This is a genomic window from Rhodopseudomonas rhenobacensis (genome assembly GCF_014203125.1).
GTDB classification, from domain to species: domain Bacteria; phylum Pseudomonadota; class Alphaproteobacteria; order Rhizobiales; family Xanthobacteraceae; genus Rhodopseudomonas_A; species Rhodopseudomonas_A rhenobacensis.
The window spans coordinates 12,317-24,728 of the sequence record NZ_JACHIH010000002.1 but is presented as its reverse complement, the minus strand read 5'-3'; the positions used below and the strand labels follow the sequence as shown (position 1 = coordinate 24,728).

Below are 12,412 nucleotides of genomic sequence, written 5' to 3'. Positions count from 1 at the left end.
TGGCGAAGGGCGCCCGGCCGGGCGGCTTCGGGGGTCCGGGGCGCGCCACGATTCATCGGTTTACCCCTAGCATCGGCCACAATCCTGGTTTATTCGACGAAGGATGATCAAAACCAGAACCGCCAGGTTTCAGATCGGACAGATCGTACGGCACCGGATCTTCTCGTTCCGGGGCGTGATTTTCGATATCGATCCGGAATTCAACAACACCGAGGAGTGGTGGCTGTCGATCCCCGAAGAGGTTCGGCCGCACAAGGATCAGCCGTTCTATCACCTGCTCGCGGAAAATTCGGACTCCGAATACGTCGCCTATGTCTCCGAGCAGAACCTGCTGCCGGATGACTCCGGCGAGCCGATCCGCCACTCGCAAGTCGCCGAGATTTTCGTCAAGGACAAATCCGGCAGCTACCGGCCGCGCAATCCGTCGCTGAACTGATCACCCGGTCGAACTGATCAGCTGCGGCGCCGTTCGGCCGCAGCCCTCGCCGTCAACATTTCTCCGGGCATATTTCACCAGGCAAAATAAAAGGGGAGCTGGTGAGCTCCCCTTGCTGTTTGCGTGTCGGCTTACTTCGCCGCCGGAGCGGCGGCCGCGGGCTGCTGCGCCTCGAGCTTCTTGCGCTGCTCTTCGGCGCGCTTCTGCAGCTCTTCCTGCAGCTTCTTCTGGGTCTCTTCGAACTGCTTGGGGTCGGTCGGCGGGCCGTCATAGGCCTTGGCGAATTCCGCCAGCGGCAACGGCAGCGTCAGCGGCGCGCCGTTGGAGTTGATCGCCTGCACGATCAGGTTCTGGCCCTTCTTCAGGTTGCCGAGCAGTTCCGGGGTGACCTCGTAGTCCGACATGCAGCCGTTGGCGAAGCAGATCACATAGGGGCTCTGCGCCGGCGGGTTGTTGTCGACGATCACCCGGGTTCCGTGCACCAGCTGCATGCCGAGCGGCAGCGTGACGCGCAGGATCTTCTTCGGCTCGCCTTCCGGCTCGATGATCACCGCGGCGATCACCGGCTGGCCGGATTCGATGCGGCCGTCCTTGCCGGTGAAGCAGACCTGCTTGGCGTTGGCGTCCTGCCCCTTCAGGCAGAACTTGGTCCACGGCGCGTAGATCAGCTGCACCTGCTGGTCGGCCGGCGGCGTAGCGGCGGGGGCGCCGGCAGCCGGGGCTGCGGGCGCTGCCTTCTGCGCCCCCTTGGCCGCGGGCGCGGCTTTCGGAGCCGCCTTGGGAGCGGCGGGCGCGGCCGCGGGAGGCTGCTGCGCCTGCGCCGCAGGAATTACGGTCATGGCGGTCATTGTTGCCGCCAGCAGGGCGATAGCCCGCCCGCGCGGCAAGGCCGACGCGGCCAAGAGACGGAAATTCATTGCGGAGACCCTTTCTGAAGCGGTAACGCACCCGCAAATCATCGCGGACGCTGACATCTCACCGGTCGGCGGCTGTCTCGGTGCCAATTGGGGCGGATACGTGACAGGACCGGCGGCGTGGTCAATGGCCCGCATTCAATACAACGGCAGGCGAAAAGATCAATGCCGGCCACAACTCTCTGCTGACATAGCCGATCCCTCCCCGCTGGCTGTGGTAAAATTTCTTGTGGGAGAAAGCGAATCACATCGTTCCCTGCTGCAGGCCGCCGGCCGGTCGATGATCCGGCTCGCTGCGGCTTGCGTGGTCGCGATCTCAGGGTGTGGGCCGGTGTCGGCAGATCCGCCCGCCGCCGCACCGACTCACGGCATCGCGATGCACGGCGCGCCGGCGCTGCCCGCCGACTACGCCGAGATGCCCTATGTCGACCCGCAGGCGCCCAAGGGCGGCCGCCTGATCCTCGGCCTACTCGGCGCGTTCGACAGCCTCAACCCGCTGATCGTCAAAGGTCTCGCGGTGCAGCAGATCCGCGGCTACGTGATCGAAAGCCTGATGGCGCGCGGCAACGACGAGGCCTTCACGCTGTACGGCCTGTTGGCGCAGAGCGTCGAGACCGACGACGCCCGCAGCTACGTGACCTTTCGGATCGACCCGCGGGCGCGGTTCGCCGACGATCACCCGCTGCGCGCCGAGGACGTGATCTTCTCCTGGCAATTGCTGCGCGACAAGGGCCGGCCCAATCACCGGATGTACTACGCCAAGGTCGCCAAGGCCGAAGCGCTCGATCCGCTCACCGTGCGATTCGATTTCGGCGGCACCAGCGACCGCGAGCTGCCGCTGATTCTCGGGCTGATGCCGGTGCTGCCGAAGCACGCCGTCAATGCCGAGACCTTCGAGGAGACCTCGCTTAGCCCACCGCTCGGCTCAGGACCCTATCGAGTCTCGGCGGTACGCGCCGGCGCCAGCGTCACGCTGACCCGCAACCCGAATTATTGGGGCCGCGACCTGCCGATCAATCGCGGGCTGTGGAATTTCGACGAGGTGAGGCTCGACTACTATCGCGAGTCGAACGGCCTGTTCGAAGCCTTCAAGCGCGGGCTGTACGATGCGCGGGTCGAGAACGAACCGCTGCGCTGGCATGAGGGCTATGATTTCCCGGCGGCGCGCCATGGCGAGGTGATCCGCGACACCATCCGCACCGGGCTACCGCAGCCGTCGGAATATCTGGTGTTCAACACCAGGCGGCCGGTGTTCGCCGATATCAAGGTGCGCGAGGCGCTGACGCTGCTGTTCGATTTCCAGTGGATCAACCGCAACTACTTCTACGGCCTCTATGCCCGCTCCGCCGGCTACTTTGCCGGCTCCGAATTGTCAGCCTATACCCGCCCGGCGGACGCTCGCGAGCGCGAATTGCTGCAACCGTTCCTGTCCCGGCTGCCGGCTGCAATCGTCGACGGCAGCTATCGGCTGCCGGCGAGCGACGGCTCCGGCCGCGACCGCGTAGCGCTGCGGCAGGCGCTGGCATTGCTGGCGCAGGCAGGCTATGAGCTCGACGGCACGATGTTGCGGCAGCGCTCGACCGGCCAGCAACTGAGCTTCGAGATTCTGGTCACCGCGCGCGATCAGGAACGCATCGCGCTGGCGTTCGTCCGCGACCTCAAACGCGCGGGGATCCTGGCCAACGTCCGCGCCGTCGACGGCGTGCAGTTCGACCAGCGCCGCCTCGCCTTCGATTTCGACATGATCCAGAACCGCTGGGACCAGTCGCTGTCGCCCGGCAACGAGCAATCCTTCTACTGGGGCAGTGCCGCGGCCGACAATCAGGGCACCCGCAATTACATGGGCGCCAAGGACGAGGCGATCGACGCGATGATCGCGGCCTTGCTGGAAGCCCGCGAGCGGCCCGATTTCGTCTCCGCCGTGCGCGCCTTGGACCGCGTACTGACCGCAGGTTTCTACGCGATTCCAGCGTATAACGTGCAACAGCAATGGATCGCTCGCTGGAATCGGATAGAACGGCCTAAGGTCAACGCCCTGACCGGTTATCTGCCCGAAACCTGGTGGCACGCGCCGCCGACGTCGCAAAGGTGATCCCGTGAACCAGAGCAACGCGTCACCCACGCTCGACGGCTTGTTTCGCCGGATCCTGGCCCGCCAACCCAACGCGCTGGCGCTGGTCGATCCGGACAACACCCCGCGCATCACCGGCGAATTGCCGAAGCGGATGACCTATGCACAGGCCGACCAGGCGATCTCCGCGCTGGCGGCGCATTTCATCGCCGCGGGCCTTCCGGCCAACGCGGTGATCGCCGTGCAGCTACCGAACTGCGTCGAGTTCTTCCTCACCGTGCTGGCGGCGCACCGCGCCGGGCTGGTGGTTGCGTTGCTGCCGCAGCTGTGGCGGCAGGCGGAATTGACCGTGGCGCTGAACCGCACCGGCGCGCGCGCGATCGTCACCACCAGCAAAATCGACGGCGTCAGCCATGCCAATCTGGCGATGGACGCCGCGGCGGAAGCGTTTTCGATCCGCCATGTCTGCGGCTTCGGCAGCGACCTGCCGGAGGGCATGGCGTCGCTCGATGCCGTGATCGCCGAGCCGGTGGAGTCGCCGATCGTCCGCCAGGACGCCCGCCGCGCCGCGATCATCTCGTTCGACGTCACCGCCGACGGCTTCCGCCCGGTGCCGCGCACCCATCTGAACCTGATCGCCGGCGGCCTGGTGCTGTCGCTGGAAAGCCGGCTGACGCAGGGCGCGACGCTGCTCTCCGCGATGGTGCCCTCCTCGTTCGCCGGGCTCACCGCCTCGCTGGTGGTCTGGCTGCTCACCGGCGGCACTTTGGCGCTGCACCATCCGTTCGACGACGAGAGTTTCGAACGCCAGATCGCCGAACTCGACTGCGACGCGCTCAGCGCCCCCGCCGGCCTCGCGCTGCGTCTGGCCGAGAACGGCACGCTGGAGCGCTCGCCCAAGCTCGGCAGCGTGATGGCGCTGTGGCGGGCGCCCGAACAGGTGGTCTCCAGCCCAGCCTGGTCGGAGGGCACCTCGACGCTGACCGACGTCTATCTGTTCGGCGAAGCCGGACTGCTCGCGGCGCATCGGCCCGACAACGGCCTGCCGTTGCCGATCAAGCTCGGCGTCCACGGCGCGCCGCGCGACGCTGCGGGATCGTCCAATGCCGGCGAATTGCTGCTGACGCCGGCCGGCACCCTGGCGCTGCGCGGCCCGATGGTGCCGCTCGCCGCCTATGCGCCGGACGCGTCCAGCCGGCTCGAAATCGACAGCGCCCCGCCCGACTATGTCGACACCGGCTACGCGGCGCGCACCGATCGCACCACCGGCGCGCTGTGCGTGACCGCGCCACCCGCCGGCATCATGGCGGTCGGCGGCTATCGCTTCCTGTCGCAGGACCTGCTGGAATGGGCGAAACGACTCGGCCAGGGCGCGCTGTTGACCGCGCTGCCGGACCGGCTCAGCGGCTATCGGCTGGCCGGCCGCGCCAAGGACAACGCGCGAGCGCGCGAGGCGTTGGCTGAACTGGGGCTGAACCCGCTCATGGTTGAAGCGTTTCGGGACAGTTCTTCGCAGTCCGATTCAAATCGGCAAGCGGCGTTGACGGGCCATTAAGTGCACCGGGTTAGGTTCGGCGGGTCCGAACCCATCGCCGGTAGTCCATGTCCCATCAAGGCCCGATCATCCTGCTCTCCTCGTCGACACCGGCGTCGCTGACGGCGGCGTTGTCGGATGCAAAGTTATTCCCGGTCATCGACGCCACCTGGTCCGACGTCGCCCAGGCGGTGGAGCGGCTGCAACCAGCCGCGGTGGTGGTGTCCGGCGGCTATGACGAGCGCGCCCTCGCCGCGCTGGCCGCGCAGGTCGCCCGCAAACAGCCCTACGTGCCGTTGATCGTCACCGATCCCACCGGGCCCTTGCCCGACAACGCGATCAGCTTCGCTTCCAACGACGGCCGGTTCGACCGGCTGGCGCCGCGGCTCAGCGCCGCGCTGCGGGTGCGGACGCTGCATGCCACGGTGCTGCGCCGGCTGGATTCCGACCCCGACTTGCGCGCGTCGCTGCTGCAGACCGATCCGCTCGACGAAGCCACGGTGCTGCTGATCGGCCGCGGCTCCGGCTACCCGGCGCTCTCGGTCGCGCTCGGCGAACGGCTCGGCGTGGTCGGCACGCTGAGCATCGAAGGCGCTGCCAAGCACCTCAATGCGCGCGACCTCGACGGCATCATCCTCGGCGAAGGTTTTAGCCCGCGCGTGGTCGATGCCTTTCTCACGGTGTTGTCCGAGGACGCCCGCTTCCGCAACTTCCCGATCCTGGTCACCGTGCCGGGCGTCACCGCGATCTATGACCTGCCCAATCTCGAACTCGCATCCGGCGATCCGATGCGCGCGGTCGACGAAGCGCTGCCGCTGATCCGCCAGCACGCGTTTGAGGCGAGACTCGGCCGCACCCTGCAATCGATCGACGCCGGCGGCCTGCTCGATTCGCGTACCGGGCTGTTGACCACGGCCGCGTTCGACCGCGACTTTGCAACCGCGGTGTATCACTCGCACGACCGCGGCAGCGGGCTGTCGGTGGCGCGCTTCGCCTTCGATCAGCACGACGAGCGCGTGCTGCTCGATGCCGCGCGGATCGTCAGCCGGCTGATGCGCAAGATGGATTTCGGCACGCTGCAGGACGACGGCTCGATCGTCGTGGTGTTCGCCGCGACCGATCTGCGCAACGCCCACGCCATCGCAAGGCGGCTGTCCAGCGTGATGCGGCAGACCTCGCACAGCACGCGGCGGGAATCCCGCATCGATCCCACTGTCAGCGTCGCCACGTTGCTGCCGAACGATTCCGCGCGTGCGGTGCTCGGGCGGTTGTCACAGGACGGCCAGCGCGCGGCATCCTGATACCCGTCGAACGCGCCATCGGCGCCGATGCCGATGGCCATTTTCCTTGTGGCAAACCTGTGACCGCGCCCGCCCTAAGCCGCCTTGCGGTCTTCCGCCAAATTGGCGAGCTGGCGCAGGATTTCGGTGGTGCCGATCAGGCGCTCTTCCGGGGTTTCCCAGTCCTGCAGGAACACCACCTTCATGTCCGGCCGCACCTTGGCGGCCTTGCCGTGCTGCTTGATGAAGAACACCAAGCGATCCGGCTGCGCGAACGAGTTGTCGCGGAACGAAATCACCACGCCCTTCGGGCCGGCATCGACCTTCTCGACATTGGCGCGGCGGCAATACGCCTTGATCGCCGCGACCTTGAACAGATAGCGCACCTCGTCCGGCAACAGGCCGAAGCGGTCGCGTAGTTCGGCGGCGAAGGCGTCGATCTCCTCGTCGGTGTCGAGATCGGCGAGCCGGCGATACAGCGACAGCCGCACCGACAGATCGGCGACGAACTCCTCCGGGATCAGCACCGGCATGCCGATGGTGATCTGCGGCGACCAGCGGTCGGCGACCGGCTCGACCACGCCGGCCTTGAGGTTGACGATCGCTTCTTCCAGCATCGATTGGTACAGTTCGAAGCCGACCTCCTTGATGTGGCCGGACTGCTCTTCGCCCAAGAGATTGCCGGCGCCGCGGATATCGAGATCGTGCGAGGCGAGCTGGAAGCCGGCGCCGAGCGTCTCCAGCGACTGCAGCACTTTGAGCCGGCGCTCCGCCTGCGCGGTGATCTGGTGCTGCGACGGCAGCGTGAACAGCGCATAGGCGCGTAGTTTCGAGCGCCCGACCCGGCCGCGCAGCTGATAGAGCTGCGCCAGACCAAACATGTCGGCGCGATGCACGATCAGCGTGTTGGCGTTGGGAATATCGAGACCCGACTCGACGATGGTGGTCGACAGCAGGATGTCGTATTTGCCGTCGTAGAACGCCGACATGATGTCTTCGATCACCGTCGGCGGCATCTGGCCGTGGGCGACCGCGACCTTCATCTCCGGGACGTGCTTGTCGAGGAAATCCTTGACGCCGGCGAGATCCTCGATCCGCGGGCAGACATAGAACGCCTGGCCGCCACGATAGCGCTCGCGCAATAGCGCCTCGCGGATCATCAACGGATCGTGCGGCGCCACGAAGGTGCGCACCGCCAATCGATCGACCGGCGGCGAGGCGATGATCGACAGATCGCGCACCCCGGTCAGCGCCAGTTGCAGCGTGCGGGGAATCGGCGTGGCGCTCAGCGTCAGCACGTGCACCTCGGCGCGCAATTGCTTCAGCCGCTCCTTGTGACTGACGCCGAAATGCTGCTCTTCATCCACCACGATAAGGCCGAGGTCCTTGAACTTGATCGACTTGCCGAGCAGCGCGTGGGTGCCGACCACGATGTCGATGGCGCCCTCCGCAATGCCCTTCTTGACCTTTGAGAGTTCTTTCGGCGGCACCAGCCGGGAGGCCTGGCCGACATTGACCGGAAAACCGCGAAACCGCTCGGTGAAATTGCGCGCGTGTTGCCGCGCCAAAAGCGTGGTCGGCACCACCACGGCGACCTGCTTACCTTCCATCGCCACCGCAAAGGTGGCGCGCAATGCCACTTCGGTCTTGCCGAAGCCGACGTCGCCGCAGACCAGCCGGTCCATCGGCTTGCCGCTTTCGAGATCCTGCAGCGACGCGTTGATGGCGCCGAGCTGATCCTCGGTCTCGTCATAGGGAAACCGCGCGCAGAACTCGTCGTAGAGATGCGGCTGTATCACCAGCTTCGGCGCTTCGCGCAGATGCCGTTCGGCGGCGATCTTGATCAGCTCGCCGGCCATTTCGCGGATGCGGTTCTTCAGCTTGGCCTTGCGCGCCTGCCAGCCGGAGCCGCCGAGCCTATCAAGCTCGACATGGGCGTGGTCGGAGCCGTAGCGCGACAACAGCTCGATGTTTTCGACCGGCAGAAACAGCTTGGTCTCGGCGGCGTAGTGCAGCTCGAGGCAGTCATGCGGCGCGCCGCCGACCTCCAGCGTCTGCAGCCCGACGAAACGGCCGATGCCGTGCTCAACATGAACCACGAGGTCGCCGGCCGAAAGACTGGTGACTTCGGAGATGAAGTTGTCGAGCTTGCGGCTGGCCTTGCGCGGCCGCACCAAGCGGTCGCCGAGAATGTCCTGCTCGCTGATCACCGCGATAGTGTCGGTCTCGAAGCCGGCCTCCATTCCGACCACCGCCAGCATCGCCTCGTTGCGCGGCGTCGCCTGCACCGTGCGCCAGGAATTCACGGATGTAAGGTTGAGCAGCTTGTGGTCCTTCAACATGCTCGCCATGCGGTCGCGCGAGCCTTCGCTCCACAGCGCCACCACCACCTTCTTGCGCTGGCCCTGCAGCGCCTGGACATGCGCCACCACGGCCGCGAACACGTTGACCGCGGCGTCGGCGCGCTCCGGCGCGAAGTTGCGGCCGGCCCGCGCCGCGGCATCGATGACGTGGCCGTCGTCGGCCGGCACCGCGAACGGCGTCAGCCGGGCGAGCGCCACGCCTTGCAGTCGCTTCTCCCATTCGGGCTCGGCCAGATACAGCCGATCCGGCGGCAGCGGATTGTAGATCGCGCCGCCGCCGGGAATGTCCCGCGCCTCGCGCCGCGCCAGATAGTAATCGCTGATCTGCTTGAAGCGTTCGCGCGCGGCGTCTTCGCCTTGGGGTTCGATCGCTATCGGGGTGCGGTCGAGATAGTCGAACAGCGTGTCCATCCGCTCCTGGAACAAGGGCAGCCAGTGCTCCATGCCGGGATAGCGGCGGCCTTCGCTGACCGCTTCATAAAGCTGATCGTCGCGCAGCGGCGCGCCGAATTCGGCGACATAGCCCATGCGGAATTTGCGGATGGTGTCGGTGACCAGTTGGAATTCCGAGATCGGCACCAGATCGAGCGCGCGCATGTCGAGCAGCGTGCGCTGGGTCTCGGCGTCGAAGGTGCGGATCGATTCCAGCGTATCGCCGAAGAAGTCGAAGCGCACCGGCTGATCGAGCCCGGCCGGAAACAGATCGAGGATGCCGCCGCGCACCGCGTATTCGCCGGGCTCGCGCACCGTCGAGGAGCGGCTGTAGCCGTTGTGCTCGAGCCAGGCGACGATCGACTCCATCGACACCGCGTGGCCGGGTGCCACCGACAGCGCCTGCGCGGCGATCACTTCGCGCGCCGGCACCCGCTGCACCACGGCGTTGACCGTGGTCAGCACGATCAGCGGCTTGTCGCTGCCCTTCAGCCGCGACAACCGCGCCAGCGTGGTCAGGCGCTGCGCCAGCACGCCGCCATGCGGCGACACCCGGTCGTAGGGCTGGCAATCCCACGCCGGGAATTGCATCACCGCCAAGTCCGGCGCGAAGAACTCCAGCGAGCGCGCCAATTGCTGCATCCGCGGGCCGTCGCGGCAGATCACCGCGAGCGACACCGCCGGCGGCTTCGGCCGCGCCGCGACCGCGCGCGCCAGATCCGAAACGATCAGCCCCTCGGCGCTCTCGGCGACGTTGGCGAAGGTCAGAGCCTGCCCGGGGGCGAGCAATTCCGCGGGCGAGCGGGTCGGTGATTTCATGCGTCGCGGTCCATGTTGCCGTAGGTCTTGATGCGCTCGAACAGCCCGCCCTGGAATTGCGCCGGCAGCGCGGCGTCGCCGGTCACCGCGGCATAGAGCTCGTGATCGGTGAGCTCGATCAGTTGCTCCAGCTCGTCGACTTCATGATCGGTCAAAGTGCCGATCTCGGCGTCGGCGAACTGGCCGAGGATCAGATCCATCTCGCGGGTGCCGCGGTGCCAGCACTGGAACAAAAGCCGCTTGCGCCGGACGTCGAGATCGCCGCTGGATCGTGTCGTTCCTGTCATTGTCAAACCTGTCTGAACGCCGAAAGCCCGGACGTGCCGGGCGCGATTGATATAGCGGCCCACTCCGCCGCTGTCAGCCTCTGATCGCGCATTGCATTCGGCGCAAAATGCATTCAATCGTCGTCGATTGCCGGCACGTTCCGTGGCCCAGAGTCGTTCGATGCGCCCTCCGCTGCTCAATCCCTTGTTCGCACCGATCACCAGTCTGCCCGGTGTCGGGCCGAAGCAGGACAAGCTGTTCCGCTATCTGCTCGACCGCAGCGAGACGCCGCGGCTGGTCGATCTGTTGCTGCATCTGCCGGTCAGCGTGATCGACCGCCGGGCGCGGCCGAAAATCCGCGACGCGGTGCCGGGCACGGTGGTGACGCTGGAAGTCACCGTCGACCGGCATCGGCCGGCGCCGCAAGGCCGCTCCCGCGCGCCGCATCTGGTCTATGCCAGCGACGACACCGGCGACGTGGTGCTGACCTATTTCCGCGCCCAGCCGGGCTATGTCGAAAAGCTGCTGCCGGTCGGCGAGAAGCGCTACGTCTCCGGCACCGCGCAGATGTTCGACGGCACGCTGCAGATCGTGCATCCGGACCGCGTGGTCGACGAGGCCGGCCTCGCGCTGCTCTCCGGCATCGATCCGGTGTATCCGCTCACCGAGGGCCTGGCGGTCGGATCGTTGCGCCGCGCCGTCGCGCAGGCGCTGCTGAAATTGCCGACGCTGCCGGAATGGACCGCGCCGGAAGTGCTGCGGCGTTGCGGCTTTCCGCCGTTCGCCGAGGTGCTGGAGCGGGTGCATCGCCCGGTTGAGCTCACTGACATCCTGCCCGACGGGCCGTTCTGGTCGCGCCTCGCCTATGACGAATTGCTCGCCGGGCAATTGGCGCTGGCGCTGGTGCGTGCGCAGTTGCGCCGGCCCGCCGGCACCCGCAACGCAGGCGATGGCGGATTGCGGGCCAAGATCATCGACGCGCTGCCCTACGCGCTGACGGCGTCGCAGCAGGCCGCCGCCGCGGCGATCGCCGAGGATTTGCGCCAGCCGGTGCGGATGCTGCGGCTGCTGCAGGGCGACGTCGGCTCCGGCAAGACCGTGGTGGCGCTGCTCGCCGCAGCGGCGGTGGCCGAAGTCGGCAAACAGGCGGCGCTGATGGCGCCGACCGAAATTCTGGCGCGGCAGCATTTCAAGACCATCGCGCCGCTCGCGGCACATGCCGGCTTGCGGGTGGCGATTCTCACCGGGCGCGAGAAAGGCAAGGAGCGCCGCGAGATTCTCGCCGCGCTCGCGAGCGGCGAGATTCACTGCCTGGTCGGCACCCACGCGCTGATCCAGGACGACGTTCTGTTCAACGACCTGGCGCTGGCGGTGGTCGACGAGCAGCATCGTTTCGGGGTGCGCGAGCGCCTCGCGCTCACCAGCAAGGGCGCCGCCGTCGATGTGCTGGTGCTGAGCGCGACGCCGATTCCGCGCACCTTGGTGCTGAGCTATTTCGGCGACATGGACCTCTCTGAGTTGCGCGAGAAGCCGGCCGGCCGGCAGCCGATCGACACCCGCGCGGTGCCGAACAGCCGGCTCGCCGAGGTGATGGACGCGGTCGGCCGCGCGCTCGGCGCCGGCAAGCTGGTGTACTGGATCTGCCCGCTGGTCGAGGAATCCGAAACGGTCAATCTCACCGACGCCGAGCAGCGCTTCGAGAGCCTGAAATTCCGCTATGGCGACCGCGTCGGCCTGGTGCACGGCAAGATGCGCGGCCCCGACAAGGACCGGGTGATGGCGCAATTCGCTGCCCACGAAATCGGCCTGCTGGTCGCCACCACCGTGGTCGAAGTCGGCGTCGACGTGCCTGACGCCACCATCATGGTGATCGAGAACGCCGAGCGCTTTGGCCTCGCGCAATTGCACCAGCTGCGCGGCCGCATCGGCCGCGGCTCGGAATCCTCAACCTGCCTGCTGCTCTACAAGGAGCCGCTCGGCGAAATGTCGGCGGCGCGGCTGCGGGTGATCCGCGAGACCACCGACGGCTTCCGGATCGCCGAGGAGGATCTCAAGCTGCGCGGCGAAGGCGACGTGCTCGGCACCCGCCAGAGCGGCCTGCCCGGCTACCGGATCGCGCGGCCCGAGGTGCATGCGCAGCTGATCGCGCAGGCCCGCGACGAGGCGCTGCAGATCCTCAAGGACAATCCGAAGCTCAAGGGCGAGCGCGGCGAGGCGCTGCGCTGCCTGCTCTATCTGTTCGAACGCGACGAGGCGCTGCCGCTGATCGGCGCGGGGTGATTATCTCGATGCGCGG

General features: G+C 67.1%; 8 protein-coding genes. 5 read left to right on the top strand and 3 right to left on the bottom strand.

The features are described 5' to 3' along the window. Positions 1-103 precede the first annotated feature (103 nt). On the top strand, positions 104-436 hold the full coding sequence (gene hspQ, locus HNR60_RS01965; RefSeq protein ID WP_184253734.1) for a heat shock protein HspQ: 333 nt from the start codon (positions 104-106) through the stop codon (positions 434-436). A gap of 131 nt (positions 437-567) precedes the next feature. On the opposite strand, the gene HNR60_RS01960 is transcribed toward hspQ, so the two are convergent. Continuing rightward, the gene (locus HNR60_RS01960; protein ID WP_184253732.1) at positions 568-1,353 is read right to left on the bottom strand and encodes an invasion associated locus B family protein; all 786 of its coding nucleotides are present in this window, start codon (positions 1,351-1,353) and stop codon (positions 568-570) included. A gap of 373 nt (positions 1,354-1,726) precedes the next feature. Between HNR60_RS01960 and HNR60_RS01955 the strand changes: the two genes are divergently transcribed. From HNR60_RS01955 to HNR60_RS01945, 3 genes are read left to right on the top strand one after another with little or no spacing between them, the layout of a single operon-like run. Next, complete coding sequence (locus tag HNR60_RS01955; protein WP_184254335.1) at positions 1,727-3,442, top strand: extracellular solute-binding protein; 1,716 nt, start codon at positions 1,727-1,729, stop codon at positions 3,440-3,442. 4 nt (positions 3,443-3,446) lie between these two features. Then, positions 3,447-4,976 carry an AMP-binding protein gene (locus HNR60_RS01950; protein ID WP_184253730.1) on the top strand — a complete coding sequence of 510 codons (1,530 nt, stop codon included), beginning with the start codon at positions 3,447-3,449 and terminating at the stop codon, positions 4,974-4,976. A 47-nt stretch (positions 4,977-5,023) separates the two neighbouring features. Further along, entirely contained in the window at positions 5,024-6,256 is a 1,233-nt protein-coding gene (locus tag HNR60_RS01945; protein ID WP_184253728.1) for a nucleotidyl cyclase domain-containing protein, read from the top strand. 74 nt (positions 6,257-6,330) lie between these two features. Here the strand turns inward: HNR60_RS01945 and mfd are convergent, their stop codons facing one another. Both mfd and HNR60_RS01935 read right to left on the bottom strand, forming a co-directional pair. Beyond that, a complete protein-coding gene (gene mfd / locus HNR60_RS01940; RefSeq protein WP_184253726.1) occupies positions 6,331-9,849 on the bottom strand; it encodes a transcription-repair coupling factor in 3,519 nt (1,172 codons plus the stop codon). Further along, complete coding sequence (locus HNR60_RS01935; protein WP_184253724.1) at positions 9,846-10,136, bottom strand: FAD assembly factor SdhE; 291 nt, start codon at positions 10,134-10,136, stop codon at positions 9,846-9,848. Before HNR60_RS01935 ends, mfd begins: the two co-directional genes overlap by 4 nt. Before the next feature lie 160 nt (positions 10,137-10,296). Here HNR60_RS01935 and recG point away from each other — a divergent pair, with 160 nt between their 5' ends. Continuing rightward, positions 10,297-12,396 carry an ATP-dependent DNA helicase RecG gene (gene recG / locus HNR60_RS01930; RefSeq protein ID WP_184253722.1) on the top strand — a complete coding sequence of 700 codons (2,100 nt, stop codon included), beginning with the start codon at positions 10,297-10,299 and terminating at the stop codon, positions 12,394-12,396. Positions 12,397-12,412 lie beyond the last annotated feature (16 nt).